The sequence below is a fragment of the Chondromyces apiculatus DSM 436 genome (assembly GCF_000601485.1).
Classification (GTDB): domain Bacteria; phylum Myxococcota_A; class Polyangia; order Polyangiales; family Polyangiaceae; genus Chondromyces; species Chondromyces apiculatus.
The window spans coordinates 258898-285468 of record NZ_ASRX01000006.1; the positions used below are offsets into that span (position 1 = coordinate 258898).

At 69.9% G+C, this 26571-nt stretch carries 23 protein-coding genes; 11 read left to right on the forward strand and 12 right to left on the reverse strand.

Annotation, left to right across the window (positions count from 1 at the left end):
* Positions 1–384: 384 nt before the first annotated feature.
* Positions 385–831, forward strand: a complete 447-nt coding sequence (locus CAP_RS05560) for an RNA polymerase sigma factor (RefSeq protein WP_156040510.1) — start codon at positions 385–387, stop codon at positions 829–831.
* Positions 832–851: 20 nt separating this feature from the next.
* On the opposite strand, the gene accC is transcribed toward CAP_RS05560, so the two are convergent.
* The 3 genes from accC to CAP_RS05575 all read right to left on the reverse strand — a co-directional run bounded on the left by accC (position 852) and on the right by CAP_RS05575 (position 3391).
* Entirely contained in the window at positions 852–2198 is a 1347-nt protein-coding gene (accC, locus tag CAP_RS05565) for an acetyl-CoA carboxylase biotin carboxylase subunit (RefSeq protein WP_044236791.1), read from the reverse strand.
* Between the two features lie 15 nt (positions 2199–2213).
* Entirely contained in the window at positions 2214–2672 is a 459-nt protein-coding gene (accB, locus tag CAP_RS05570; protein ID WP_052374235.1) for an acetyl-CoA carboxylase biotin carboxyl carrier protein, read from the reverse strand.
* A 359-nt stretch (positions 2673–3031) separates the two neighbouring features.
* Positions 3032–3391, reverse strand: a complete 360-nt coding sequence (locus tag CAP_RS05575; RefSeq protein WP_044236793.1) for a roadblock/LC7 domain-containing protein — start codon at positions 3389–3391, stop codon at positions 3032–3034.
* Between the two features lie 494 nt (positions 3392–3885).
* On the opposite strand from CAP_RS05575, the gene CAP_RS05580 reads away from it, so the two are divergent.
* Positions 3886–5733 carry an aconitase family protein gene (locus tag CAP_RS05580; protein ID WP_044236795.1) on the forward strand — a complete coding sequence of 616 codons (1848 nt, stop codon included), beginning with the start codon at positions 3886–3888 and terminating at the stop codon, positions 5731–5733.
* A 34-nt stretch (positions 5734–5767) separates the two neighbouring features.
* On the opposite strand, the gene CAP_RS05585 is transcribed toward CAP_RS05580, so the two are convergent.
* Positions 5768–7945 (reverse strand): hypothetical protein, encoded by a 2178-nt coding sequence (locus CAP_RS05585; protein WP_231511137.1) that lies wholly within the window; start codon positions 7943–7945, stop codon positions 5768–5770.
* 109 nt (positions 7946–8054) lie between these two features.
* The gene (locus tag CAP_RS05590) at positions 8055–9065 is read right to left on the reverse strand and encodes a hypothetical protein (RefSeq protein WP_044236798.1); all 1011 of its coding nucleotides are present in this window, start codon (positions 9063–9065) and stop codon (positions 8055–8057) included.
* A gap of 172 nt (positions 9066–9237) precedes the next feature.
* Here CAP_RS05590 and CAP_RS05595 point away from each other — a divergent pair, with 172 nt between their 5' ends.
* Genes CAP_RS05595 through CAP_RS49925 form a run of 3 tightly spaced genes read left to right on the forward strand, consistent with a single transcriptional unit; the run spans position 9238 to position 11214 of the window.
* On the forward strand, positions 9238–10695 hold the full coding sequence (locus tag CAP_RS05595; protein WP_044236799.1) for a sulfatase family protein: 1458 nt from the start codon (positions 9238–9240) through the stop codon (positions 10693–10695).
* 47 nt (positions 10696–10742) lie between these two features.
* On the forward strand, positions 10743–10889 hold the full coding sequence (locus tag CAP_RS51905; protein ID WP_197041016.1) for a hypothetical protein: 147 nt from the start codon (positions 10743–10745) through the stop codon (positions 10887–10889).
* Between the two features lie 10 nt (positions 10890–10899).
* Positions 10900–11214, forward strand: a complete 315-nt coding sequence (locus tag CAP_RS49925) for a hypothetical protein (RefSeq protein ID WP_044236800.1) — start codon at positions 10900–10902, stop codon at positions 11212–11214.
* Between the two features lie 3 nt (positions 11215–11217).
* Here CAP_RS49925 and CAP_RS05605 read toward each other — a convergent pair whose 3' ends face one another.
* Genes CAP_RS05605 through CAP_RS05615 form a run of 3 tightly spaced genes read right to left on the reverse strand, consistent with a single transcriptional unit; the run spans position 11218 to position 13267 of the window.
* Positions 11218–12315: a hypothetical protein gene (locus CAP_RS05605; protein ID WP_156040511.1), complete on the reverse strand. Its 1098-nt coding sequence runs from the start codon at positions 12313–12315 to the stop codon at positions 11218–11220.
* Between the two features lie 17 nt (positions 12316–12332).
* Positions 12333–12701 (reverse strand): hypothetical protein, encoded by a 369-nt coding sequence (locus CAP_RS05610; RefSeq protein ID WP_197041017.1) that lies wholly within the window; start codon positions 12699–12701, stop codon positions 12333–12335.
* 32 nt (positions 12702–12733) lie between these two features.
* A complete protein-coding gene (locus tag CAP_RS05615) occupies positions 12734–13267 on the reverse strand; it encodes a hypothetical protein (RefSeq protein WP_052374238.1) in 534 nt (177 codons plus the stop codon).
* A 338-nt stretch (positions 13268–13605) separates the two neighbouring features.
* Between CAP_RS05615 and CAP_RS43790 the strand changes: the two genes are divergently transcribed.
* On the forward strand, positions 13606–14349 hold the full coding sequence (locus tag CAP_RS43790; protein ID WP_156040512.1) for a hypothetical protein: 744 nt from the start codon (positions 13606–13608) through the stop codon (positions 14347–14349).
* Between the two features lie 522 nt (positions 14350–14871).
* A complete protein-coding gene (locus CAP_RS05625; RefSeq protein WP_044236803.1) occupies positions 14872–16251 on the forward strand; it encodes a hypothetical protein in 1380 nt (459 codons plus the stop codon).
* 1081 nt (positions 16252–17332) lie between these two features.
* On the opposite strand, the gene CAP_RS05630 is transcribed toward CAP_RS05625, so the two are convergent.
* From CAP_RS05630 to CAP_RS05640, 3 genes are all read right to left on the reverse strand, one after another.
* A complete protein-coding gene (locus CAP_RS05630; protein WP_156040513.1) occupies positions 17333–17614 on the reverse strand; it encodes a hypothetical protein in 282 nt (93 codons plus the stop codon).
* 236 nt (positions 17615–17850) lie between these two features.
* The gene (mutY, locus tag CAP_RS05635; protein ID WP_156040514.1) at positions 17851–19029 is read right to left on the reverse strand and encodes an A/G-specific adenine glycosylase; all 1179 of its coding nucleotides are present in this window, start codon (positions 19027–19029) and stop codon (positions 17851–17853) included.
* Between the two features lie 38 nt (positions 19030–19067).
* Positions 19068–20387: an aminopeptidase P N-terminal domain-containing protein gene (locus tag CAP_RS05640; RefSeq protein WP_044236804.1), complete on the reverse strand. Its 1320-nt coding sequence runs from the start codon at positions 20385–20387 to the stop codon at positions 19068–19070.
* A 142-nt stretch (positions 20388–20529) separates the two neighbouring features.
* Here CAP_RS05640 and CAP_RS49930 point away from each other — a divergent pair, with 142 nt between their 5' ends.
* The 4 genes from CAP_RS49930 (at position 20530) to CAP_RS05660 (ending at position 23866) form a co-directional block, all read left to right on the forward strand.
* Entirely contained in the window at positions 20530–21363 is an 834-nt protein-coding gene (locus CAP_RS49930; RefSeq protein WP_156040515.1) for a hypothetical protein, read from the forward strand.
* A gap of 88 nt (positions 21364–21451) precedes the next feature.
* A complete protein-coding gene (locus CAP_RS05650) occupies positions 21452–21976 on the forward strand; it encodes a hypothetical protein (protein WP_044236805.1) in 525 nt (174 codons plus the stop codon).
* Positions 21973–22470: a hypothetical protein gene (locus CAP_RS05655; RefSeq protein ID WP_044236806.1), complete on the forward strand. Its 498-nt coding sequence runs from the start codon at positions 21973–21975 to the stop codon at positions 22468–22470. Before CAP_RS05650 ends, CAP_RS05655 begins: the two co-directional genes overlap by 4 nt.
* A 79-nt stretch (positions 22471–22549) precedes the next feature.
* Complete coding sequence (locus CAP_RS05660; RefSeq protein ID WP_052374245.1) at positions 22550–23866, forward strand: phosphodiester glycosidase family protein; 1317 nt, start codon at positions 22550–22552, stop codon at positions 23864–23866.
* A gap of 1 nt (position 23867) precedes the next feature.
* On the opposite strand, the gene CAP_RS05665 is transcribed toward CAP_RS05660, so the two are convergent.
* A complete protein-coding gene (locus CAP_RS05665; protein ID WP_044236807.1) occupies positions 23868–26393 on the reverse strand; it encodes a hypothetical protein in 2526 nt (841 codons plus the stop codon).
* Positions 26394–26571 lie beyond the last annotated feature (178 nt).

Below are 26571 nucleotides of genomic sequence, written 5' to 3' on the forward strand. Positions count from 1 at the left end.
TGTTTGTATTACGCGCGTGATAACGCCTGGACGCGTTCAAATCACACACCAATCACTTCCAGGGCCTCTCAAATGGACTGCATGATCGGCCATCGCCGCATTATGACGAGCGCCTGAACCGGCGCATCTGCGTGCACCTCTGGGTCGTTGGTTGGTCCTCGCTCAGCGCCGCAAGCCATTCTTTCACCCATTCTGGCGAGTGCTTTTCATCGCGGTCGCGATTCCGAAATGGTGCGTCGACGCAATACACAATCGAGCAGTGAACGGAAACAGCATGGTTCCGGAAATCATGCACTCTCCTCTGCACCGAGGTCGCTATACCCCACGCCCCAGGCGCTGCTACAGCACCGGGCCGCCGTCCGGACGACGGTGATGGCCTGCGGCGTGCCTCGCCGGGAGGTCGATGACGTCACTTCGGAGTGCATCATCGCGGCGTGGATCGCGATCCAGCGCGGCGGATTCAAGGTGCACGCCTGGGTGGAACCGACGGAGGCGCTGCGACGGTGGCTCTATGGCATCGCGTGGCGCCTCTCGGCGCACGAACGAGGGCGTGCCAGGCATCGGCGCGAGGTGCTCGCGGCCGAGCCCTGGGAGCTTGGGGCCGAGGAACCCGCGAGCGATACGCAGGCGCAGCTCCGCGCCCGCACTCTCCTGCGTGCCCTCGACCGCCTGCCGCCGCACCAGCGGGCGCTCTTGCTGGCCACCGCCGAGGGGCATACGCCTGCCGCCCTGGCAGCCCCTCAGCGGATCACCGCCCGGGCGGTGCTCCACCAGCTCGTGCGCGCGCGGGCGGCGTTACTCGACGAAGGGGATGAGGAGGGCGACGGGTGACGCCTCCGGCCGACCCATGCTCAGAAGCCGCGGGCGATCACCCGCTCGATGGTGCGCGTGGACATCCGCCCCTCGATCACCTCGGGCTCCCGGAGGAGTGCCTGGTGCAGGGGGATGTTGGTCCGGATCCCGCCGATGACGAACTCGTCGAGCGCGCAGCGCATCCGCGCGATGGCCTCCGCGCGCGTCGCGCCGTGGGTGATCACCTTGGCCAGGAGCGCGTCGTAAGCGCTGGGCACGCGCCAGCCGCCGTAGACGCCCGAGTCGACGCGCACCCCGCCGCCACCCGGCGCGTGGTACTCGGTGATGAGGCCCGGCCACGGCGTGAAGGTCCTGGGATCTTCCGCGTTGATCCGGCACTCGATCGCATGCCCGCGGAAGCTCCAGGGGCGCGTGTCGGGGAGGCGCAGCCGCTCGCCGGCAGCGGCGCGGATCTGCTGCTCCACCACGTCCACCCCGGTCACCATCTCCGTCACCGGGTGCTCGACCTGGAGGCGGGTGTTCATCTCCATGAAGTAGAGCTCACCGCCTTCATCCATCAGGAACTCGAGCGTCCCCAGGGTGGTGTAGGCCGTCTCCCGCATGGCGTGGCGGACGATGTCGCTCATCCGGATGCGGCGGTCGTTGGTCATCGAGGGGCTCGGGGCCTCCTCGACCACCTTCTGGTGCCGGCGCTGCAGCGAGCACTCGCGCTCGCCGAGGGTCCACACCTGACCGTGCTGATCGGCGAGCACCTGGAACTCGATGTGGCGCGGCTCCTCGATGTACCGCTCCAGGTAGATGTTCGGGTTCTTGAACGCCGACGACGCCTCGCGCGTGGCGCTGTCGAAGGCGCGCCCCAGCTCGTCCGCGTTGCGCACCACCCGCATCCCGCGCCCACCACCACCGCCGGCGGCCTTGAGGATCACCGGGTAGCCGATCTTGTCGGCCTCGCGCACCGCCTCGACCGCGTCCTTCAGCACGCCGGTCCCCGGCAGGAGCGGCAACCCGAAGCGGACCGCGGCCTCCCGAGCGGCGACCTTGTCGCCCCAGGTCCGCATCGCCTCGGGCGTCGGGCCGATGAACGTGAGCCGGCACTTGCGGCACACGTCCGCGAAGTGCGCGTTCTCGGAGAGGAAGCCGTAGCCGGGGTGGATGGCGTCTGCGCCCGTCACCTCGGCGGCGGCGATGATCTGCGGCACGTTGAGGTAGCTCTTCGCCGCCTCCGCGGGGCCGATGCACACCGCTTCATCCGCGAAGCGAACGTGCAGCGCGCCCGCGTCTGCCTCGGAGTGGATGGCCACGGACCGGATGCCGAGAATGCGGCACGCGCGGATGACGCGCATCGCGATCTCGCCCCGGTTGGCAATGAGGATCTTCTTGAACACGAAGTCCTCGCTCGGTCAGGTCTGCCGCACCTTGAAGAGGCGCTGACCGAACTCCACCGACTTGCCGTTCTCGACGAGGATCTCGACGATCACCCCGGCGTGATCAGCCTCGATCTCGTTCATCAGCTTCATCGCCTCGACGATGCAGAGCGCCTGTCCCTCGCGGATGGTGCTGCCGACATCGACGAAGGGCGGCGCGTCGGGCGAGGGAGAGCGGTAGAAGGTCCCGACGAAGGGCGAGGTGACGTAGACGGCACTCGACTCCTCCACGACGACCACGGACTCCACCATGGGTGCCGGGGCGGCCGGCGCTTGCGTGGCGACGGCCAGCGCCATCGGCACGTCGCCGCCTGCGCGTCGGCCTCCGCGCACCAGGCGGATGCGGGAGTGCTCGTCCTCGTACTCGAACTCGCTCACGTCCCGCTTTTCGAGGAGGCGGAGCAGCGCCCGGAGCTGCTGAAAATCGATGTTCATGGCTGAACCACGCGTCGGCGGGATACCCGGGACAGCGCAGATTTCTCCGCGCCGTCCGACACTCTGACGAGCACCCTGTCCCGAGGCGACCCCCCTTCAACCAGAGAGGCGCTTCACCTTCAATCTCTTTCTTCCGGCGCAGTCCTGTCGTCCGTGTGCGCGACGGGGCCTACCGGTGCGCAGCCAGGCACCAGGGACCAGGCACCAGGGACCAGGCACCAGGCACCAGGCACCAGGCACCAGCGCCGCAGACCGGAAGCTTCATCACACCCGCACGGAGCCGAGGCGCGTCGCCCATCGTCGCCACCGTCACGGCGCGGCAGGAGCCGCTCCGGTGACCACGCAGCGCGCCAGGATCGTTACGTGAGTTCCTTGAGGAGCAGGGGCACCTTGGTGCGCAGCATGTACCGCGCCTTGCCGATGTTCGCGTCGGGCGACATCGAGAAGGCGACGAAGTACGAGCTGTTCACCACGCGGATGAGGGTGGTCACCTTCTCGGCCTGGATCGCGACCTCGGTGGTCGGACCTGCCTCGAGCATCTCCGCGGCGCGCTGGATCGACTTCAGCACGACGCTGAACTCGGCGCCGATGGTGCTGATGTCGAACTCGGCATTCGACCTGGAGTAGCTGTCGACCGCAATGCCTTCGAAGTCCATGAGGAGCGTCGCGATACCACCCTCGGTATTCTCGACGACCTCCTTGAGCACGGCCTGGAACATGGCGCCGAGACTACCCAAGAGCGGCGAGATTGGGAAATGAACCGAACGGGGTGACGACGCTCCCTTCTCACTTCCCTCTCCGCGGCCACCTCCGCGCCAACCACGGCAGCCGCGGCCCCGAGGCTTGCCAGCGCGTGTGTCGCGCGGGAGGGGGCGTCGCCGGAAAAAAAGAGAAGGCACCGGACGAGGCACCGGACGAGGAAGACTGCGCAGGCAGGGGAGCTTTGTCTCTTGCATCCTGACCCCAACCGGGCGATTGCCCCCCCAAGGGGCCCGCTCTAGCCGGCATGCCTTGACCCTCCTCCCGGCGAGCGGCTAACGTGCCTGCCGTCTCCCCTTCCCCCCGGCGAAAGCGCGGGCGGCAGGTGGATGACCCCTCCGGCCGGACGGTACGGCGGGTTGCGCTTTGTCGCTGCCATTTCTTCTCGTTCACGGACGAAGAACAGGACGGCCCACTTTCTATGCGCGCACGAGCCGGGGATCCCCCCCGCACGATGCCCCAGAAGATCCTCGCCGGGCGAGCGACGGATCCTCAGCTCCGCGGTGACCTGGTTCAGGTCAAGGTCGACCAGGTGATCCTGTCGAGAGCGCCGACCCGGGCGCTCTCGGAGGCCCTCGCAGCCGGCATGAAGAAGTCGCCGGTCGAGGTGGCCGTCGCGTACGACGGCACCTGCATCACCGATGCAGCCTCCATGACGGACGCCGAAGCGGGCCACGCCCAGAGTGTCTCGCCGGACTTCCCCGCCTACAACGTCCCCATCGCCCGCCCAGGCATCGGCTTCCCGGCCCAGGTGCACCTCGAACGCTTCGCGGCGCCGGCGCGGCTCGCCCTCACCGACGATCCCCGCCTGGCCACGGTGGGCGGCATCGGGATGCTGTCCCTCGGGGTCTCGGCGAGCCAGCTCGGTCAGGCGCTCGCCACCGGATCCGTGTGGCTCAGGCCACCGCGCAGCGTCCAGGTCCACCTCTCCGGCAAGATCCGGCCCTTCGTGTGTGCCCGCGACGTGGCCCTCGAGCTGCTCCGGCGCGGCCTCGACGAGGTCGTCAAGCGCATCGAGGGGGAGTTCTCCGCGCCCGTGGTGCTGGAGTTCGCGGGACCGAGCGCGCGGCTGCTCTCCGTCGGCGATCGGGCCGTGCTCTGCGGCCTCGCGCCCCAGGTCGGCGCCGCGGCAGCGCTCTTCGTCAGCGACGAGAAGACCGAGGTCTTCCTCCGCGATCAGCGCCGCTCGAAGGCCCACCGCGCCCTCGTCCCCGATCCCGGCGCCCCCTGCGAGGAAGTCGTCTCCCTCGACCTCGGCGCCGTGGACCCGCTGCTGCTCGACGAGGAGGGCGTGGTCCGCCCCGTGCGCGATCTCGCCGGCAAGCCGGTGGGGCAGGTGGTGCTCGGCGGCGACTCCGGCGCGACCTTGCGGGACATGCTCGCCGCGGCGCTCCTCCTCAAGTCGAAGCGGGTCCCCTCCCGGCTCGATCTCCTCGTCGCTCCGCCCTCGCGGCAGGTGCTCGAGGTGCTCGCGCAATCCGGCGCCCTCGTCGACCTCGTCGCCACTGGCGCCCGGATCGTGGAGCCCGATCGCCGCGTGGTGACCTGCGAGATCTACCCGCCCCCTTCCGGCACCATCTCGCTCCGCACCGCCGATCCGGAGCCCCGTACGCCCCGCACGCCGCCCTTCGTGGTGGCCTCGGCGGAGACGCTCGCCTACGCAGTGGCCACGGGCACCGTCGGCGATCCCCGCTCCTTCAAGCGCCCGGTGAGGGTCACGGTGCCGCGCGCGCTGCCCACCGACGACGTGCTGATCCTGCGGGACAAGAAGGGCTCGGACCAGACCTCCTCGAAGAAGCCGCCCTCCCCTCCCGCCGCCGTCTCCTGGAAGGGCCCGCTCACCCTCGAGGTGCAGGAAGGCCTGCCGCGCGCGCTCACCGCACCCCAGCCTGCCCTCCCCTCTCCGCGACCGGCTGCTGCCGACGCCGCAGCCCGCCCCGCCGACGAGGCAGGCGTGGCGCTGCTTTTGTCGACGCTCGACGAGGTGCGCATCGCCGTCGATCGCGCCCGCGACCTCGGCCCCGTGCGTGCGGTCCTCGGGACCTTCATCCCCAGCACTGCCGTCAGCGTGTTCGCGAGCGAAGGCATCGCCGCTTTCCGCATCGCCCCCGAGCAGCTCGGTGCGCTCAAATCCCAGAAGAGCCTCGCGCTCCCCGCGCCTGCGCAGTGGGGCGACACCGTCTCCATCACCTCCGGCCAGGAGAAGCTCGACCTCTCCTGGCTCGCCGTGGGCGCCGAGCGCACCTGGACCCTCTCCGGCACCGCCCGCGAGCCAGCTCCCCCCCCGAAGCCTGCCCGCTGACTCACGCGGCAGGGGCACGCGCCCCGCCGCTCCGTTACGGAGTCGCGCGCACCGGGCTCGGCGGTCGTACCATCCGGATCGCCTGCGTCAGGTCCCGGAAGCGCACCTCCAGCTCGTTGATCTGCATCTCCAGCACGATGAGCCGCTTTGTGATCTCGTCGAGCCGCGCCGACGCCTTCGCCAGCCGCTCGGTCAGATCGCGCCGGAGATCCTCCGCCGTCTTGTTCTTCTCGATGGCCCGCAGGTTGCGCCGCAGCTCCTCGCTCTGCTGCGAGAGCCTCGCCTGCTCGTTCCCGAGCTTGTCGCGCTCGTCGACCGCGGGCCGCAGCTTCCCCCGCATCTCCCACGCTTGCCCGAGCTGCTGCACCACGGCCGCCTCGGACCGCGGATCCTTCAGGTAGCCCTTCACCGCGTCGTCCGCGAGCTGGCTCAACCAGTCCACCTGCTGCCGGTACGTGCGCCGCTCGTCCACGTCGAGCACCGCGCTCCCACGCGCCGGCACCGCGATCGGCAGGAGCGCGCTCCCCGTGCCGAGGTTGTCCTCCGTCTCCTTCGGCACGTTGTGCAGCCGCGTCCCGTGCAGCCGCGGGTGCTTCACCAGCGTCTTCGCCGCATCCTCGCTCCCGTTGCGGATCGCGTACTTCGTGTGCACCACCCAGTCGCGCTCGATCTCGATCATCCCCGACTCGATCTTCGCGAGCCGCGAGCCCTCCTGCGTCTCTTCGCGGTTCCTGTCCACCGCGAGGGCACGCTCCAGCGCGAAGGGCACGGTCGTCGTCGCGCCGGGCGGCAGCGGATCCACCATCCCCTGCCCCAGGAACGCCCCGTTCTCGAACACCGCGATCGGCCCCCGTTCGAGTAGCCCCTGCGTCTCGTTCTTGAAGCGCGCCACGCGGAACGGATGGGTCGACGAATCCGGCACCCCGCCATCCGGCGCGTACAGGAAGATCGACTCCCCCGTCACCTCGCGCGCCATGAGCAGCACCATCGTCGCGCTCTTGTCGGGCACGTCCACCGTGAACGGCAGCTCGTACCGCGTGTTCCCCGCCTCGACCGCCACCGCCGCCAGCGCGCTCATGTTGCGCGGCGCGGCCGGCATCGCGGGCTTCTGCTCGGCGAGATCGTACATGTAGCCGTCTCCGGTCGCCGGGCCGCGTTGAACCGGCATCCCACTGGCAGCACCCGCGGGGGGCGCCATCGGCGCGTACGCCTTCTTCGGCTCGGGGCGTGTGACCCGCCCCCGGGTCGTCGCGGGCCTGTCGGCTTTCCCTTCCAGCTTGCCCGCCTCGGCCCGCAAGCTCGAATCGTCCGCGTCCATCTCCGCCTCGTGCTCCATCGGCATGCTCGGCGGCGGAGGCGGTGGCGGCGGCGGCGCTTCTCCGCCCTGCGCCAGCGACGTCTCGCTGGTGGGCACCGACGCGATCACCTCACCCTGATCGGTCACCACCGGCCGCACCGGGATCGACGGCTGATCCAGCGTCGCCTGGAACGCCAGCGGCGCGCCCGCCACCAGCGTGAGCTTCACGCCCTTCCAGTCTTCCCCGGAGAGGTTCTGCACGATCCCCCACGCCTGCAGGTGCGCCGTCTTCCCGCCCTGCCGCGCGCTTCCCTTCCCGCCGCTCCCCCCGCTCCCCGCGCCGCCCGTGCCGGAAGCGCCCCGCTGCTCACCCAGCACCAGCCGGTACGACGGACGCCACACCGGCGTCTCGGCCACGTACCCCACCACCAGATCGTGCTCGCGCCCGTCCAGCGTGAGCCGCACCGTCTCCATCCGCTCCTTCTTCTTCGCCGCTCCCTTCTGCGGCGGCGGTGGCTTCAGCAGCACCTCGAAGCGCGGATCCGTGGGCTCTTCGTCTCCCTCCTCGCCTGGCTCGTCCACCTCCACAGGGAACGACGCGCTCCGCACGCTGCTCCCTCCGGCCTCCATCACCGCGAGCGTCGCCAGGAAGTCGCCGACCTTCTCCTTGCGCACCCGGAAGGTCACTTGCTCGGCGTCGATGCGCCCCTCGCGCTCGAAGTAGGCGACGCCGTTCCGGTAGATCACCACCCGCCGGAGCCCCAGGCCCGAAGCCTCCACGTCCGGTCCGCGCGCGCACCCCGTCGCCGCCAGCAGCGACGCCAGCACCGAGAGCGTCGCCAGCGCCGTGCGCGCCTTGCCCACGCCACCACGCACCCGACGCGCCCAGCGCGAAGAACCCTGATCTCTCATCATTGCCACGTACCTCGTCTCTCCAAGCCAAGTCTCCGAGCAGAACCTCTCGCGCGAACCCCTCGCGCGCTCCTCTCGCCCGAACCCCCCGCCCGAACTCCCCGCCCGCGCGTCAGCCGCCCTGGGGCGCCGCGGAAACCACACGCCAGTCCGGCGGCAGGTCGAGGAACCCCTCGTTGCACAGGATCTCGTACATCCCGTCGCACAGCTCGCCGCAGATCATGCTGAACACCTGCGGATCGGTGATGAACTGCACCGTCTCGTCCCGATCGGGGCCCGCCGTGTCGGCCAGCTTCGCCACCAGCAGATCCTCCATCGCGCCGACCAGCCGCACCATGAGCGCCCGCTCCATCGCCGCCCTGAAGCGCGGGAACGCCTCCTCCGCGATCTTGTAGGTGTACGACCGCCCCTCGTTGGTGCGCGCGCGCGTCACCACCTCGGCCGCAATGGATCCCACCTCGGCCGACATCACCCGCCGCATCACGTGCACCAGCACCGCGTCGAACGCCTTGACGATCCGCCGGAGCTCCGTCGAGCGCCGCGACAGGAAGGCGTCCTGCATGTCCTTGGTCAGCTTCGCGAGCAGGTCGAACGAGCGCTCCCGCACCTCCTCGGAGGCGAACTCGAACCCCCCGAGTTCGGCATGGAGCCGGTTCTTGTAGCGCGAGAGCAGGTAGAACATCGCCTGCTCTCCGTGCTGGATCACCTTCGCCGCGCCCTCGCGCCCGCGTGTCTTGCCGTGCAGCTCCGACTGGAAGAAGAGCCGCGCGAGCTTGCGGTGGATGCGCTTCAGCCTGCTCTCCACGAGGAGCGACAGGCTCCCCTGCGGGAACACCCGTTCGAGGAGCTTCCGCAGCGTGCGCTCGTGGGCCGCGCGCGTCGCCTCCCGGTCTCCGCTCGTCCTCTCCTGGGCCGCCGCCTGCAGCTTGTGGAGCTGCTCCACCACCGCCGCGGTCACCTCGTCGAGCTCCGGGTTCGTCGCGAGGTCCGCCCGGTAATGCACGATGCGCGCCTCGAGCTGCTGCTCGAGGATGCCCAGCGCCATCTCGGTGACGTGCTCCTTCAGCTCCTGGCTGACGTGCTCCCCTACCCGCGGAGGGGGCGGCGGCACGGACAGGCCCACGGCCTCCGAAGGGCCTCGGGGTGCGCCGTCCGCACCCCCCGCCTGCGCGCTCGCCGGCGGCCTAGGCGGTGCTTTCGCGGCGAAACCGCTCATGAGGAGGACAAGCATAGCGGATATGGGACCGGCTGTACGCTTTTGGCGCTCTCGCCGGACTCGCGGTAAGAGGGACCCCATGCGTACGGCTCTCCTGTCCAGGTCCCTGCTTGGCGCGCTCGCGCTCGCCGTCCTCTCGACCGGCTGCTCACGCGAAGGCACGAGCGCACAACCGACTGGCCCCTCGACGGCCAACCCGCCCTCCGGACCTGCGCCCGCCGGCACGGGGGCGTCACAGCCCGGCGCCTCGGCGGCAGCCAGCGACGCCCCCGCAGCGACGTCCGGCGCGCCTGGCGCACCCGCCGCTCCCGGCACACCCGCCGCGACCGCGCAGCCTGGTGGTGCCCCTGGCAAGCTCAACGTGCTCGTCATCTCCATCGACAGCATGCGCGCCGACATGCCCTGGGCCGGCTATCCCCGCGACATCGCCCCGAACCTCACCAAGTTCGAGAAGGAGGCCGTCAACTACACCCGCCACTACGCCGTCTCGTCGTACACCGCGATGAGCGTCGGCGGCTTCCTCTCGGGCCGTTACCCCGGCGAGCTGCAGCGGAGCGGCTACTTCTTCAGCGCCTACCCCGCGGAGGAGACCTTCTTCCCCGAGCTACTTCAGAAGGCTTCCGTGCGCACCATGAGCGCCCAGGCCCACTTCTACTTCAACAAGGAGAAGGCCGGCTTCCACCAGGGCTTCGACGTCTGGGAGATCACCCCCGGCATCTCCGCCGACAACACCACCGACCGCAACATTACCAGCCCCCAGCACCTCGAACTCGCCCAGAAGCACCTCTCGGACAAGGCGAACACCGGCGGGACCTTCTTCGCATTCTACCACTTCCTCGATCCCCACGACATGTACATGCAGCACGAGGGCATCGAGAGCTTCGGCAAGAAGGCCCGCGATCTCTACGACGGCGAGATGAAATTCACTGACCAGCACGTCGGCAAGCTCATCGACTTCGTGCACGCGCAAGGGTGGGGCAAGCGCACCGCGATCATCATCACCGCCGACCACGGCGAGGGCTTCGGCGAGCACAAGATGTACCGCCACGGCTTCGAGCTGTGGGACATGCTCACCCACGTCCCCCTCCTCATCCAGGCCCCCGGCATCAAGCCCCGCCGTATCGACACCCCGCGCAGCTCCATCGATCTCGCGCCCACCATCCTGGAGCTCACCGGCACGCCCCTCCCCACCGATCCCAAGTTCCAGGGCACGAGCCTCGTCCCCGAGCTGTACGGCAAGGAGCCCGAGCCGCGCGATGTGATCATCGACCTGCCCCGCACCAGCGACAACGATCGCCGCCGCGCCCTCATCCACGATCGGTACAAGCTCATCGCGTACGGCGACGACGAAGCGTTCGCGCTCTACGACCTCGTCGACGATCCCGGCGAGACCAAGGACCTGCAGCGCGACAAGACCAAGAAGGAGGCCTTCGAGCAGATGATGACGCGCTACAAGGAGCGCGTGTCCACCATCAAGGACATCTGCCCGAAGATGCGCGAGAAGCTGAAGGGCCGGAAGAAGTCGAAGCCCTGCTGATCCTCCAGCCGCATCGTCGGAGCCATCTTTCGCCGCCTTTGCCCCCCGTGGCGTGCCGTCGCGTGGCGCGCCGGGGCGACGTCCACATCATGGATTTCCCCTACGTGCACCGGGAGATCCCGAACCCCTCTATGCGCATCGGCGCCGTGGAATCTCCCCCGCCCGAGGTGGCCTGGTCCGGGACCGTGGGTTAGCCTACGGACCATGACGAGTGCCGGACTATCCTGGACGCTCCTGCTCCTGACCATCGCTGCGTCGACAGCGGTGGGCGGGTGCGCGGACGCTGAACCCGAAGACCTCCCGCCGCCCCGCGGTGGCGACACCACGCCCATCGGCGGCGGCAGCGACGATCCCGACGACAGCTCCTCCTCCACCTCCACGACGGCCAGCGGAGTCGACTCCGGCGCCGGCGGAGCCGGCGGCCTCGGTGCCGGTGGCTCCCCTGGCGTCGGCGGCGGCGGCGTCGGCGGCGGTGTCAACGTCGGTGGTGGCTCCGGTCTCGGCGGAAACGGTCCCTGACCGTCACGGAAGCGGCGCGATGACGATCCGGTCGTCGTCCCCTGCTTCCGTCGCCGGTCGCACCTCGACCCTCACGCCCGCGCACCCCAGCGCGAGCACCATCGGCGCTGCGGCCTGCTTCCGGCACGCGGGCGCCGCGTTCACCCGCGCCCCGAAGGCCTCCTGCGCCATCGTCGCGGCCAGCGCTGCGCCCTGCGTCCGCGCCGTACTGTCCTCCGCCGTGAACGCCCGCACCGCGCGCGCCTCCTCCAGGCGCAGGAACAGATCCGGCCCGCTCACCGCAGCCGACAGCGGCTTGCCCGCCGCGTCCTGGACCACCGAGATCTCGAGCGTCACCTCGCGCGCCTCGCTCCCTCCCTCGACGGGTACCACGTAGGGAAGGCTGAGAAGCTTCGCGCACCGCATCCACGCGGCCTCGTCCCCTGGGGGAGCACCGCCCATCGCGCTGCGTGATGCTTCCTCACCGACCGCCTCGACTTCCTCCTCGATAGCCCGACACACCGGCCAGGGCAGCGCCAGGCTGAAGGGGACCAGCACCTCTCCCGGGGCTTGGCTCATCGAGGCTGCGCGCCACAGCGCAGGATCCATCATCCGCCGCAGCCACGTCTCCACCTCGCGCAGCGCGCGCACGCGCGCTGCCTGTTCCCCGGCGATGCGCGCTTCTGTCTCCACGCCCGACGCCACCACGTCCGGCGCCTGCGCGCTCTCCATCCGCGCCAGCGCGCGTCGCGCTTGCGCCGCGAACACGCCGTCCGGCAACGCCTGCAGGTACGCCGTGAGCCCCGCCGCACTTCCCTGCTTCGCCGTGAAGTAGATCGGCTCGGCCCGCTGCAGCCAGGCCTGCACCTCGTCCGCGAACACGCCGTCCGGATAGGCCTTCAAGTAAGCGGCTGCCCCGGAGAGCCGGGCCTCCAGGGAGGGCTCGACCCGGTGCACCCGGTATGCGGCATATTCCTGGGGGCTCGCCACGAAGCGCTCTCCAGCGGTGCAGCCCGTGAGCGATGCCGAGGTCGCCAGCGACACCAGCGCCACCACGCAGGCAGCCTCCCGCAGCGCCCCGCGCAGCACCGCCCCGCGTGGCGCGGCGCGGCACGAGCTCACACTGGATCCCACCTCCATCAGCGCGCCTCCGGCGGGCAGAAGTTGCACTCCGTGGGGGTCGTCGCCCCCTCGTCCGCCATGTACTCGGCGTAGGCGCTGCAGCCCGCGAAATCGAGTGCGTTCAGGCAGACCTCCCCATCATGGGCCAGCGGGTAGCACCCTGCCGGGAAGGCGTCGTCTTCCGGCGTCGCGGCACATGCCTGCGCACACGCTTCCGTGAGCAGCCCGCACTCCTGGCACTTCACGCAGTCAATCTGCGCCTTGATCGCGAAGAACTTGAACGCGTCCAGATCTTCCGGCGTCTGCCCGCAACTCCCGATGTCCCCTGCCACGGGCGCGGCCACGAACAAGGCAAGGAGGAGGCAGAGCCGTACGACCTCTCCCAAACGCGGAACCCTTCCCGGCGCTCGCTCCTGGTTCATGGCAAGATCTCGTAGTCGACCATCAGCCCGAGCTGCGCGGACAGCAACGGATAAACGGGGAGCTGCTTTTCCCAGGTCGCGGCTCCGTAGAACAGGTTTCCGACGAGTTCCCCCATCAACGCAAACCTGGAGGTCAGAAAGTAACCCACGCCGAGTCCCAGCTCTCCGCCGACGTTCGGATCGGGCGTGATCAGCACCGAGGCGCCGAGCCGCCCGAAGCCGAGCACCCGCCCCGGACCGCGGTAAGCGATCAGGTACGTCGGCGCGAACGCCTGCTGCGGCACGCCGGTGAGGCCGATGGACAGGCGGAGCGATCCACCGTGCTGCAGCCCGTCGGCGGGGCCAAAGAGCGCTGCGGCGCCGAGATCAAAGTACGGTGACGTGAGCGAGAGGGACTCGCCCGTTGCTCCGAGCTGCGTCTGCAAGCGGTAGGGGTTGTTGAACCGCAAGCCCTGCCCGAAGCCCAGCGTCGCCAGGAGCCGCGCCGCGCTCCCAGGCTCGCGCGCGAGCCTCCGGTAGGCAGCCGCCATCGCCGGATCCTCGCCGCTTCCCGCAAGGACTTCGGGATTGCCTGCTGCCGATTCTTCCGTTTGGCCTCCCCGCGTCTCGTTCTGCGGGAGCCTCCGTGACGCATCCCCTGAACTCCCGGGCGCTTCTCCGGGAAGATCGACCGACTGTCCCAGAGCGGTCCACGTGAAGGTCAGAAGAGGCACCAGGCCGCCCACCAGGAGCGCGATCCGACCTCTCATGATCTTGCCTTGTACCCCGGCGCGGGGCCTTTTCGCACGCCCAAACACTGATCGGGCGCGGAGCGGAACCTGCATTACGGCCTCTCGTGAGCCAACGACGCACATCAACCAACAAGTCTTTGTCCTCCTGGGCGTCGGGCACCTCTGCCGAACAGGCTGGTTCCCCCCCCAGGTCCAACCCCCAACCGCGGACTCCCCGGGCCGCGGCTCCGGACCTGCGCGCCGCCACCCATGGTGAGCAGCGCGCCAGGCCGAAGCACTCCCGGGTCGATGCGCTCGACGACCCCTTCACGGGCAGCTTCGTGGCGTTCAGCGAGAACGAAGCTCCCCCGCTGCGTGGCAAGGAGAACTTTGGCCCCGAGCTGAGCGACGCCGTGCCCACGCTCGATGACGATGTCCGCTCCTACCGGCATCACCCCAACGAGGCGGGGAGCATCGTGTTCGACGTCAATCCCCACGCCGGCGACGCCGCGGCCGATCTCGCCAGCGAGCTCGGCGCTGAGTTCCTTGAAGGCGCGACGCGCGCGCAGGACGTGAGCGACCTGCACATGATGCACGAGGAGATGGATCCCGAGACCGCCTACATCCACGAGGAGGAGCTGCTCAGCGACTCCGACGAGCTGGCGGCATCCGACGCGAGCAACGACATCGCGCTCGACATCGACGTCAGCGATTTCGATGAAGGCGTCGAGGTCGGCGACGAGGTGGAGCTCGGGAGCGACATCCGTGTCGCCGGACAAGCGGTGGGTCAGAACGAGCGGGTCACCAACGTGCACGTGCTGAAGCGACCGGCAACGATGGGGACGCCAGCCACCGAGCCGTCGCTCTCCCCGTACCATCGCCGCGCTTCAGGTCAGCGCTGAAGGCAGCGTACGTCGGTCACGAGGCGCGTGGCTCGCGCAGCCCGCTGGAGCAATCCAGCCGGCTGCGCGGTCCAGGCTCTCGCTCCAGCGTCACTCGCTTGTTTACACCGCAGGGGCTCGCGCCCCCGCTCTCCGACAGGTCGCCAACCTCTCGGGGCAGGCTGCTGAGGTCCGTCCCTTTGCCCTCGTCTGACCCCTCAGCTCCACCCTGTAGACTTGCAAGCTCTCAAGATGCAATTTCAAAACTGCAAACCACAACGCAGCAATCCACTCTAAATGATGGATAGCTGGCTCCAATCCACCTGGCACAATGGCTGCATTATCCTAGGCCAGCGTCGCACCGAGGCCTCTTCCCCCCCCCGAGGCCCGTGTGGCGCGCCTATCTGCACGCCGTGAACCTTCCCCCCCCCGGTTCACGGCGTGTTGTCTTTTGTCCCTCCGCAACGCCTCCTCCTCTGGCGCTGCCACGCCCCTCGGTCCGCGGCTCCAGTCTGGAGGCACGCCTTCTGCTAGCTGCCGGCCATGATCCCAGCCCCCTCTCTCGCTCCGTGGCGCATCGTCGCGGGAGCCATGACCAGCACCGTGGCCCTCGGGGCACTCTCGCTCACCGCTTGTGGCGAGACCGTGACGCCCGCCGCGGAGACCTGTGCCCCGCTCGAAGCGGCTGTGGTGGTGGGAGACTGTCCTCGGACCCGGCTCCTCGATGCTGCATGCGCGTGCGGTGAGGAGCGCTTCGAGCCGGCCATGGGAGAGGCGTGGGCCTGCGCGGGCAATACGCTGGTGAACAAGGTGGCGCTCCCAGGGGTCGCCGAGATCTGCAACGGTCTCGACGAGGACGGCGACGGCGATGCATCCGACAGCGCGGTGTGCGCCACGCGATGCTCGCCCGAGGCGGTGAACGCAGCAGCGGCGTCGCTCAGGCTCCCGACCGGTCAGGATCAGACCACGGTGGACGGGGCGCCGCAGGTCATCGGTCTGCTCACCAACGTGCCTGCGTGGTGCATGGATCCCCAGAGCACGCCAGCGCCCACGGATGGCGTACGGGTGCAGTGTGGCGAGGTCGTCGACGTGGAAGGAGCGCAGCTCTCCACCGAGAGCCTGCGCGTGGCGCCTGGTGGCGTGCTGCGCCTGTCGTCAGACGTCACGCTGGACGCTGGAGAGATCCTGGTGTGTCCCGGCGGCGTGGTGCAGGGCACGGGGGGATCGGTGTCGATGCAGGCGAACACCTGGCTGCACTACGGGGAGTTGCACACGCGAGGCGGCGCGCTCTCGGTGCGCGCGGATCGGTTGCTGCTCGCGGGCGAGGTCACCACGGGTGGACGAGCCGGGGCTCCGGGGAAAGGCGCCGAAGAGATCGATGCGGAGCCGGCGGGCGATGCCTACGTCGAGGCGGTGACCGAGTCGTTCCTGTCGGGAGTGCTCTCGACGTCTGCCGGCGACGGCGGGGCACAGCTCGCGTGCGGGCCTGGCGGAGCAGGGGGAGCGGCAGGCGGGATCCATCTGGTGGTACCGGTGTGCTGCCATGATGTGGCGCTCGCGAGTGGGGGCGGCTCGGGCGGGACCGGAGGGGTCGGAGAGGATGGGAATGAGGGGCGCGTGCCGGAGCTCTCGCGCGAGACTCCGCTGTCAGGATCGCTCTGCGACGCGAGCGACAGCTTCCGGGTGAACCTCGACTGCGAGGCATGGGTGTGGGTGGAGTTCGAGCCTGTGCCCGGAAGGGACATCGACCTGCTGGTGACAGAAGGCGACGCTGGACAGGGATCCCTCGTCGCCGCAAGTCTCGGGGTGACCGGTCGCGAGGAGGTACTCGTGCCTCCCGGCGACTACACGCTGACCGTGAGAAGCTTCGACGCGCACGGCTCCAGCCGTGGGGCAGGCGCATACACGGTCGGCGTGGACTAGGTACTGCGTACCCTGAATCAGGGGCCTATCGGCCCCTGCGCTCCCGATGGTCGCTACCCCCGATGCCTCGAAAAAGCGTAGCACCAAGGACCCGAAGCGAGCACGGGAGAATGGAGCACCCGGAGGTGGCCCCCACGAGGGTCACGCCAGGACCCGAAGCGCGCATGAGGGAACGGACCACGGGAAGTCGCCGAGCGACGGTACTGAGGCTTTCAAGGTTTCACGGGAGGACTTTCACAACTGAAATCCTCGACCGTGCGACAGCGCTCAACCTTCTGAGATCACGTCGAATACAACGTGGCACAAGGGGTGCAACAAGAGTAGCCAGCGCCGCGCGGAGGCCTTTCCCCCCCCCTAGGCCCGTGTGGCGCGCTAATCCGCACGCCGTGAACCTCTTCCCCCCCGAGGTTCACGGCGTGTTTCTTTTTGTCTTTCGCCTTTGAAAGGCCACCCCGCATCCCTCACGAGCGCCTGAACGCTCCGAGGAGGCAGTGCCCGCCGGGCGAGACATAGAGGCACGTCAGCGCGTCCCGGGGTTCCAGCGGCGCGGCGTCCTGAGATCTACTCACGCCGCCGCGAGGAGCACGCCGCGGTGTTCGCCTGCGACGCAGGGAGCGATGGCCACGACCTTTCAGGCTTTCAGAAGAGCATTGCAGGTATGCAATGCTCTCCTGGACAGGCTCCCGTAAGTTGCTGAAACCACCACTGCTGCCCATGGCACAAGGGGTGCAATGAGGCTAGCCAGCGCCGCGCGGAGGCCTTTCCCCCCCCCTAGGCCCGTGTGGCGCGCTAACTCGCACGCCGTGAACCTCTTCCCCCCCCCGAGGTTCGCGGCGTGTTCTTTTTTGTCCTTCGATAGCGCGGGACCCGACGCGTCGTGAGAGCCTCGCCGCGCAGGCTCGACCTCAGCGTCGGGCGCAATGTCGAGGAAGCTCGGAGGCCGTCCGCACGACGGAGGCGCTTTCGATAGGGCCCCCCGCTAGAGGCCCTTTCGATAGCGCCCGCATGGCGCAGGCTTCCCAGGTCTGCAGGTCTGGCCCAGGGCTTCCGGGGATCGGGCTGCTTCCCCGGTGGCTCCGGGTCAGGCCTGGCCCGCCACTGGGAGCTCGGCCACGACCTCGCCGTCGATCCGCAGGAAGGCCAGCAGGCCTTCATCCTGGTAGGCGAGCACATCGAGCACGATACGCTCGCCGAGCGCCATCACGTAGAGGGCGCCATCGTCCGCCATCACGCTGCCGTCATTCTCCGTCTCCCGCGGGAGCGCAGGCTCGCGCAGCTTCTTCTTCGGCGCTGGCGCTGCGGTGGTCTTCTTCGGTGTCTCGGATGTCGCCAACTCGGCGACTGCCCGTCGTCGCTCAGCCATGTCGTGCTCCTATCCGCTCCCTGGTTTCCGAACGGAGGCAACCTCCCCGCAGGTTGTCGGGGGCTGCTCTCCGGTAAAGCGCCTTTCATGCCAGCCGCTGAGAGGGTGCTTTCTCGCCAGACGTTCTGCCGCGGGCACACAACACGCCGTGGAGACTGGCTGTTCCGGGACACATCGAGGTCGAGCGTGTCAGGAGGAGTCGCGCCAGGTCTGTCCGCTGTCGCAGCCTCGCTCGGTCAGCGACGTGTGACCTCTGCCCGGGCTGCCGGGGGCGATGACATAGACAGGATCTTGCGTGCGAGCCGGGAGACACCGACCTCGTTCGCATCGGGATCCAGCCAGGATGCCCTCTCATAAGGGCTGGCAAGCTTTGCTCGTCCCCGAAGAGCGGCCGGCACCTCGGCGCGCGCGACGGTGACCTCAAGGCGGCGGTGCGTGAGGATGTGGCGCACCCGGCCCACCTCGCGCAGGACGATGCGCTCCGGGATTCCAGCTTCGGCGAGGGAGGTGCGGGCTTCGTCGAGGGAGTCGGCTTCGACCATGGGTGGCTCCCAGAGGCCGCCGAACAGGCCGCCTTCGGTGCGACGGGCAAGGTAGACGCGGTGTCCCGCCCACAGCACGGCGGCGACCATGCGGACGGAGGGAACTTTCCGCTTGGGGGCGAGGACGGGCAGGTCTTCTTCGCGGCCCTCCGCGCGGGCGATGCAGAGTCCGTTGACGGGGCAAGCGGTGCAGCGCGGCGCCCGCGGGGTGCACACGGTGGCGCCGAGTTCCATGAGGGCCTGGTTAAAGCGCCCGGGTCGGGCCTCGGGGACGAGGCGCGCCGCTGCTGCCCAGAGCGCGCGCTGGCCAGTGGTGCTGCGGATGTCGTTGTCGATGGCGTCGAGGCGAGACAGGACGCGGGCGACGTTGCCGTCGACGAGGGGCTCGCGGAGGTCGAAGGCGATGCTGGCCACGGCCCCCGCGGTGTACGCGCCGACGCCGGGGAGCGCGCGGAGCGCCTGAGCATCGCCAGGGAAGGCGCCGCCGTGGCGCTCGGTGACCTCCCGGGCCGCGAGGTGCATGATCCGGGCGCGGCGGTAATACCCGAGGCCGCTCCAGAGGGAGAGGACCTGGTCGAGATCGGCGCGGGCGAGATCGCCGACGGTGGGGAACCGGGAGAGGAAGCGATCGAAGTAGGGGATGACGGTGTCGACTCGGGTCTGCTGGAGCATGATCTCGCTCAGCCAGATGGCGTAGGGGTCGCGGGTGCGGCGCCACGGCAGGTCGCGGGCGACGGCATCGAACCAGGCGCCGAGGGCCGTGGCGATCTCGTGGTCGCGCTCGGAGCCTGGGACGATGGGCTCGGCGAGGGGCGCGCTGCGGGCAGGGATCTCGAAGGGCAGGGCGATCTGACCTCGCGCTTTGGTGCTCACCTTCGCGCTCGCCTTCGCGCTCGCCTTGCGGCTCGGGCTCACGCGGTGCTGGCGCCACGGCAGGCGCGTTCGACGTCGTCGATGGTACGGGGGATGTCGTCGGTGAGGATGCGGTGCCCCTCGGCGGTGACCAGGACGTCGTCCTCGATGCGCACGCCGATGCCACGGTACTCGGCGGGCGCCGCGACGTCGTCGGCACGGATGTAGAGGCCGGGCTCGATGGTGAGGACCATGCCGGGCTGCATGGGGCGGGGCGCACCGCCCTCGAAGTAGGTGCCGGCGTCGTGCACGTCCATGCCGAGGTAGTGGCTGGTCCGGTGCATGTAGTAGCGGCGGTAGGTACGGTCGCGGAGCACGTCGTCGAGGGTCCCCTGGAGGAGGCCGAGCGCGACGAGCCCCTCGGCGAGGACGCGGACGGTGACGTCGTGCACGTGGTCGACGGTGACGCCCGGGCGGGTCGCGTCGATGGCGGCGCGCTGGGCGTCGAGCACGAGCTGGTAGATGCGCCGCTGGGGCGGCGAGAAGGTGCCGCTCACCGGGAAGGTGCGGGTGACGTCGCTCGCGTAGTAGCCGTACTCGCAGCCGGCATCGATGAGCACGAGCTCGCCGTCCTCCATGCGGCGGCTGTTCTGCCGGTAGTGGAGGACCGTGGCGTTGGGGCCGCTGCCGACGATGGGCAAGTAGGCGACGCGCTCGGCGCCGTGACGGCGGAAGGCCTCGCGCATCACGGCCTCCAGCTCGTACTCGTGGCGGCCAGGGGCGGCGAGGCGCATCGCGGCGAGGTGGGCGTCGCGGGTGATCTCGGCCGCGCGGCGCATGGTGGCGATTTCGTCGTCCGTCTTGAGCACGCGCATGGAGTGGAGCAGGGTGCGCGGGTCGACGATCTCGGTGGGCCACACGTCGGGTGTCCGGCCGCGGCCGCGCACGCGCTGGACGGCGTCGAGCACGCGGTCGTCGTTGCCCCGGTCGACGGCGAGGCGGTGGTAGACGCGGGTCACGCCCGTGAAGTAGCGGGGGAGCTTGTCGGCGAACTCGCCGATGGGGTAGGCGGCGTCGAAGCCGAGGCGCTCGACGGCGCCGTCGACGCCGAGGCGCTCGCCGTCCCACATCTCGTGCTCGCGATCGCGGGGACGCAGGAAGAGGACGGCGCGGTGGTGCTCGTGCTTGCTGGTCAGCAGCAGGACCGCGCCGGGCTCGGTGAAGCCCGTGAGGTAGTAGAAGTCGGAGTCCTGCCGGTACTCGTGCGCGACGTCGTCGTTGCGCAGGGTGACCGGCGCGGCGAAGAGGAGAAGAGCGCCGTCGATCTTCTCAAGCAGGCGCATGCGGCGTCCGTGGAACACGTCGCGAGGAGAAGCCATGCGGGCACCGTAGCGCAGGAGATGCGGGTGAAGGAGGGGCTTGCCGGCGCCAATCCGGTGCGCGCTAAAGCGTGCAGTGCCTCGCACGAGCGCGTGGAAAAAGCGTCGCTGCACCGGGAATCCAGAGGTAGAGGGGTCGGTCGTGGGCGAGCGTCGGTGGCGGAACCATGCGGGGGCGGGGCTCTGGCTCGGAGTGGCCTGGCTGGGAGCGTCGAGCTGCGAGGAGCGTCACCGTCCCTGGGAAGGGCAGGAGGGGCCGCCCACGGTGCTGAGTGCGCCCGCGGGAGGGCTGCGAGGTCCGGGTGCAGGTCGGCTCACCGCGCCCGGCGAGGGCGCAGGCACCGAAAGTGACAGGCCGTCCGGAGCCACCGGCAATCTCGGCGAGCCTGGCAGCAATGCCGTGCCTGGTCCCGCAGCAGCAGCCGGGGAGGCCGCAGGCGCTCCGTCGCCAGGCGGTGAGAGCGAGGCCGGCAGGGATGGGGGCGCGGGCGATGGAGGAGAGGCGCAGGCTGGTGCTGAGGGGCCAGTGACGCCGCCGGTGCGGGTGGGAGGCCCCTGGGTGCGCTGCTACGGCAACTTCCGGCTGTCGGGCACACCGCTGCAGGACGTGACGCGGCTCTCGCTGCTGTGCGGGCCCTCGAACGGGATGCGGCGGTACTCGAAGGAGGCCGTGGTCGGGGTGGTGGGCGCAGGGAAGCCTGCGGTCACGGCGCCCGTGCCGCTGCGGCGGGGGGCTTGCTACCGGGTGTTCGCCGTGGGGGATGGCGGCATCGGGGACCTGGAGGTGGTGATGCGGAGCAGCCGCGGGGTGGCCATCGCCACCGATGCCGGTGAGGATGCGTGGCCCATCGTCCAGCCGGACCGACCATTCTGCGCCCTGGACGATGACGACGCGGTCCTGGAGGTCTCGGCCAGGAAGGGCGCAGGCCGCTTCGCAGCCGAGGTCTGGGTGCTGCGGAGTCCGGGGGTCCGGTGAAACAGAAAGGTGCTTTGGGGGGGGTCCAGGTAAAGTTGCCCCGGGGACCGTTGACATGGCCCATGCAGCCCGGTAGGGGTCGCGCACGATGGCCGACGCCGACGACGATCTGCGCGACGACGAGAAGCCGGAAGGCGAAGTCGAGAAGAAGCGCTTGATCGAGCGGGCCCTGGAGCGCGCGGTGCCGGAGATCTTCAAGCGGGCCGTGGAGCGGGCGGTGGAGACCGGGATGGACCGGCTCAGCGAGGGGCCCGAGAACCTGCGTCAGTTCGTGGGTGACCTCAAGCTCCCGAAGGAGCTGCTCCAGCACCTGTACGGCCAGATCGACGAGACCAAGAGCGGCCTGTACCGGGTGGTCGCGAAGGAGATCCGGGACGTCCTCGAGCAGACCAACCTCGCGGACGAGATCTCCAAGGTCCTCACCAAGCTGTCGTTCGAGATCAAGACGGAGATCCGCTTCATCCCCAATGAAGCGGCCATCCGGAAGGAGGAGGCGTCCGGGGACGAGCCGCCCAAGAGCAGCGGCCTGCCCAAGCCCGAGGTGAACGCGCAGGTGACCGTCAAGGATCGCAGCAAGGAGGCCGGCCGGGAACGGCGGCGCGAGGAGAAGTGAGCACGAAGAAGCCCAAGACTGGCGGCGAGATCGATTCGTGGTGCACGAAGTGCAAGCTCGATCTCACCCACCGGATCATCGCCATGGTGGGGGACGAGGTGAAGAAGGTGGAGTGCAAGACCTGCGGGTCGCACCACCTCTACCGAGCACCGAAGAGCGAACGCGAGCGCGCGAAGGCTCAGAAGACGGTCACCCGGGAACCGAAGGCCGCGAGCACCCGCTCGGGATCGTCGAAGAGTTCGGGGTCCTCGAAGAGCTCGAGCTCCAGCAAGGAGCGCGATCTGACGGCCGTGTGGGAGAAGTCCATCGCGGGGCAGCCCTCCGCGGCGTTCAAGCCCTACCGGATCACCGTCGTCCTCCAGGAGGCCGAGCTGGTACGGCACAGCAAGTTCGGTGACGGGGTCGTCGTCCGGGTGATCGATCCCGGCAAGGTGGAGATCCTGTTCAGCGACGGCGTGAAGGTGATGGCGCAGGGGCAGCAGCTCCCCGGCTGAGCCAGTGAGCCACCGCCCGAGCAAGGGCGACAAACCTCGGGAAGTTGGGCCCTCAGCGGCGATCAGGTACGCTCGCCGCGTGGGGCTTTCTTCGACCCAGATCGATCCGACGACACCCGACAGCGCGCACGTCGCTGACGAAGCGAGCTCGCCCTGGGCCGCTTCGACACCGCCCAAGGCCTTGCCTACGTCCTCGACGCGCCGTCGTTCGCGCTGGCTGCGGCGGCTCGGGATCCTCGCTGGCGTGGGCGCCGTGGCGACCGGGGCGCTGTGGTACGCGATTCACGAGGTGCCCGGGTTCGCGCCCGCCGTCGTGGACGGGGTGCGCTCCGTGGTGGGGCCGGAGCCCGTGGCGTGGATCGAGGACGTGGCCTACGGCGTCGCCGACCGGGTGAACCAGGTGCGGTTCGGCACCGCCCCGCCGAAGACGTTCTGGGAGCCCGAGGTCGCGCCGGGAGCCGTGGCGCCCGGCGAGGGCGCGGTGGTGCCGGCCGTCGCGGCGGTCGTCGAAGGCGCAGGCGCGCGGGTCGGGCCCCCGCCAGCGTTCACGCCTCCGTACAAGGGCGTGGCGACGCCGGGCGATGGGTCGTGGATCCCGATGGTCAGCGGCAGCGCCGAGGGCAACGCGCCCGTGCTCTGGAAGAGCGTGGTGCATCCGGATCCGCGGCGGGGGTTCGCGGCGGTCGCGGTGGTGGCGATCGACCTCGAAGGCGCCGACGTGCGGCTCGTCGCCGGGACCCACGAGCCAGTGTCCGTGGACAAGCTGCCGGAGGAGCAGCGGCCGGGCCTCGTGCCCCGAGAGCACGCGGACGATCTGCTCGCCGCGTTCAACGGTGGGTTCAAGGCCATGCACGGGCACTACGGGATGATGCTCGACGGGGTGAGCTTCCTGCCGCCGCGCGGGAGGGCCTGCACCATCGCCTTCGACCGCGAGGGCAAGGTGCGCATCCGCACCTGGTCGAAGCTGAAGGAGCACGCTGCCGACTTCCCCACCTACCGGCAGACGCCGCCGTGCCTGGTCGAGCAGGGGACGCTGAACACGGCGCTCTCGGAGTCGAACCGCGACTGGGGGGCGACGGTGAGCGGCGAGACCATCATCCGGCGCTCGGCGCTCGGGGTGGACGAGAGCGGGAGGTTCCTGTTCTACGGGCTCGGGGAGGCCGTGTCCTCGCAGGCCATGGCGCGCGCGATGAAGGCGGCTGGCGCACGCGACGCGGCGCAGCTCGACGTGAACCACGCCTACCCGCGCTTCCTCATGTTCAGCCGCAACGCTCCGGGCGAGACGCCGGTGGCCGCGGCGTCGCTCATCCCCGACGTGAGCTTCAAGCCGACGGAGTACGCGACCGACCCGGCGCCACGCGACTTCTTCTACGTGGCGCGGCGCAAGGCGCGCTGATTCAGGAGACGCGCTCCGTGGTGCTGGACTTGAGGTCGATGGCCCAGCACACGCCGCCCTTCGGGGGCTCGTCGCCGGGCGGCCCCACGGCGACCTCCACGCGGCTCGGGCCGATGGCACGCAGGTAGAGGCGCTGCCCCACGGCGGAGGGGCCGAGGGCGCAGCTCGCGCGGTGCACGCGCGGGTCGTCGGCGGCCACCTCGCCGTCGTCCTCGGCGACGAGGAACAGGATGTCGACGTCCGGCTTGGTGCAGGCGCCGAGGTCGCGCCACTCGTCGTAGTCGCTCTGCGGGTCGAGGACGTCGTAGAGCTGGCCGTGGCGCGCGCGCCCCACGCGGTAGCGGAAGTTCTCGCGCTTCTCCACCCGGAGCATGGCGGCGATGCGATCGAGCCGGAGGGCGAGCGTGCCGAACGCGGTGCTCGTCTTCGCCGTCGGGGCGGTGACGTTCACCTTGTCGGGCTCCCTGAATTTGTGGATGTGCACCCCCTGGGGGAGCGCCTCTTCGAGCAGCTCCAGGAAGAGCGGGTGCATGCCGAGGCGGCCGCCGATGACCACCCGCAGCCCCTGGTAGGGCTCGGGCTCACGGCCGATCTTGGTGATCGCCGCGGCGAGGGTCTGCTTGATCTGCTGCACGCCCTGGAGGAACCAGTCTTCGAGGGCGGCGCCCAGGTTGCCGCGGTCGACCGTGACCACGATCTCCACGGGGCTACCGTCGGTGCTGAGCAGGCGGAGCGTCTCGGGGAGCTTGGCCTTCATCCCCTGTTCGAGCAGCGGACGGAGGTGGTCCTTCAGGAGGACCACGTTGGCGCGCCCTTCCGGAGAGGGCGCGAGCAGGTCCTCGCGGACGTCGAGATCCGGCTCCTCGACGGGGCGCTCGAAGACGATGCGTGCCTCCTGCATGCGGGGAAGCGCCGCGTACACCCGGTACGCCATCCGGTGGAGGAGCCGCTCGCCGCCGAGCCACGAGACCGCAGAGGGGTCGAGGTACTCGATGACCCGCTCCAGGCCATCGGCGCGCTCGTCGGGCTTGGCCGAGCGGAGGTTGCCGAGCACGATGCCCGTCTCGCTCGCGCCCGCGTCGATGGCGCAGAAGGCGACCGGCGCGTCCTTGGGCTGGATACCGAACACCCGGAAGGCGTGCGCGGCGAAGGCGAGCGCCGAGGGGCCACCGTCGGCGACCACCAGGTCCTTGAGGTCGTGGTACTCGCACAGCCCCGCCGGCAGGCTCCGGTAGAGGCCACGGCGGAAGGCGACGAGGACGCTGGTGCGGCGCTCCGCCGACCAGCCCGTGGGCATGGTGATCGCGTAGCGCGTGTGCAGCCCGCGCTGCCGGTGGTTGACGTGGAGCCCGATGTAGTAGGCGTAAAGCTCCAGCGGATCGAACGGATCGTGCGCGCCGATGCCGTCCTCGTCGATGATGGGGGGCGCCGGCTTGCGCAGGTTCTCCACCGCGTCGGCGTCGCTGTTCCCCCGCATGCGGAAGGGCTCCTTGCGCTCCAGGCGCTCGCGCAGGAGCGGCAGGGCGGTGAGCGTGGAGGCCGCGCGCGTGTGCTGGTCGGGGCCGGGACGGCTCCGCGCGGCACGCGCCGCGTGGCCGACCACCACGTCGCTCCAGCGCGTGAGCGGCTGGATCACCCGCTCGCGCCAGGCCTTCGTGACCCGCCCGAGCGCCTCGAAGCTGATCTCGCTCGGGTTCTCGTTGTCGGCCGCGACCTCCAGCGGACGCTCCGCGCCGATGCGCACCAGCTCGGCCTGGCTCCGCTCGCCGCGCAGCGCCACCACCGTGGTCGAGGCGCCCACGTCGATGGCCACCCACTCGCGGAGCACGTCGAGCCGCGGATCGCGCCGCTTCACCTCGGGAGGCACGGGATCCTTGTCGACCTTCCCGGAGCGCTTGAGGAGCCCCACCACCTTGCCCTGGCGCAGGATGGCGATGGTCGTGGTCCCCACGTAGCGGCTCCCGGTCCAGAAGCCCTGCGCGGCGTCGGTGAGCACGCTGCCCTTCACCGGATCGAGGTCGGCCACGATGGAGGGGAAGAAGTCCGCGAGCAGATCGGGCCCCGGCACCGCGTCGTAGCGCTCGATCTTGATGGGCGGCGAGTAGTAGTCCTGCAGCCCGTTGCCGTAGATGCGCGGGCTCACCTGGATGAGCTTCAGGTAAGGCACCGGGCACGACTGCTCGTCGAGGCGGTACTCCTGGTAGCGGCCCGAGGGCGCGACGGTGTTCTCCATCTCCGGCGCGACGCGGGGCACGTTCGCGCTCATCTCGGTGCCGAAGTACATGAACTTCGTCCCGGCGCCCCCGGTGAAGGCGGCGATGCGCACCTCGTTGAACACCGCCTGGCCGACGATGAGTGGCGGCAGGGCGATGAGGTAGTCGAGCACCAGCGTCGTGGACCAGGTCTGGTCGAAGAGCCGTGACTCCCAGCGCATGACCAGGGTCGGGTATCCGCGACCTTCGAGCGTGGCCAGCCGCTCTGCCTCGCGAACCAGCGGTTCATCGATTGACAGCTCGTAGAGCGTCATAACGGGGGCGACGTTACCATGAAGAACCTCGGTTCCGCGCAGAGCTGCACACAAAAAGGCGAAGGGGTCCGGTCCCCCCGCGCCGCCCGCGTCCCTTGCTTGGCCCGCGGCGCCCGCGGCGACCGCGCCGCCCGCGTCCCTGCATCGCGCCGCGCCGTCGTCCTCGTCCCCACATCAC

Coding starts and splice junctions, on each gene's coding strand:
- accB (WP_052374235.1), bottom strand. CDS start 2,672: ATGAACATCGATTTTCAGCAGCTCCGGGCGCTGCTCCGCCTCCTCGAA.
- CAP_RS05575 (WP_044236793.1), bottom strand. CDS start 3,391: ATGTTCCAGGCCGTGCTCAAGGAGGTCGTCGAGAATACCGAGGGTGGT.
- CAP_RS05580 (WP_044236795.1), top strand. CDS start 3,886: ATGCCCCAGAAGATCCTCGCCGGGCGAGCGACGGATCCTCAGCTCCGC.
- CAP_RS05585 (WP_231511137.1), bottom strand. CDS start 7,945: ATGATGAGAGATCAGGGTTCTTCGCGCTGGGCGCGTCGGGTGCGTGGT.
- CAP_RS05595 (WP_044236799.1), top strand. CDS start 9,238: ATGCGTACGGCTCTCCTGTCCAGGTCCCTGCTTGGCGCGCTCGCGCTC.
- CAP_RS49925 (WP_044236800.1), top strand. CDS start 10,900: ATGACGAGTGCCGGACTATCCTGGACGCTCCTGCTCCTGACCATCGCT.
- CAP_RS05615 (WP_052374238.1), bottom strand. CDS start 13,267: ATGGCGGCTGCCTACCGGAGGCTCGCGCGCGAGCCTGGGAGCGCGGCG.
- CAP_RS05625 (WP_044236803.1), top strand. CDS start 14,872: ATGATCCCAGCCCCCTCTCTCGCTCCGTGGCGCATCGTCGCGGGAGCC.
- CAP_RS05630 (WP_156040513.1), bottom strand. CDS start 17,614: ATGGCTGAGCGACGACGGGCAGTCGCCGAGTTGGCGACATCCGAGACA.
- CAP_RS05640 (WP_044236804.1), bottom strand. CDS start 20,387: ATGGCTTCTCCTCGCGACGTGTTCCACGGACGCCGCATGCGCCTGCTT.
- CAP_RS05650 (WP_044236805.1), top strand. CDS start 21,452: ATGGCCGACGCCGACGACGATCTGCGCGACGACGAGAAGCCGGAAGGC.
- CAP_RS05665 (WP_044236807.1), bottom strand. CDS start 26,393: ATGACGCTCTACGAGCTGTCAATCGATGAACCGCTGGTTCGCGAGGCA.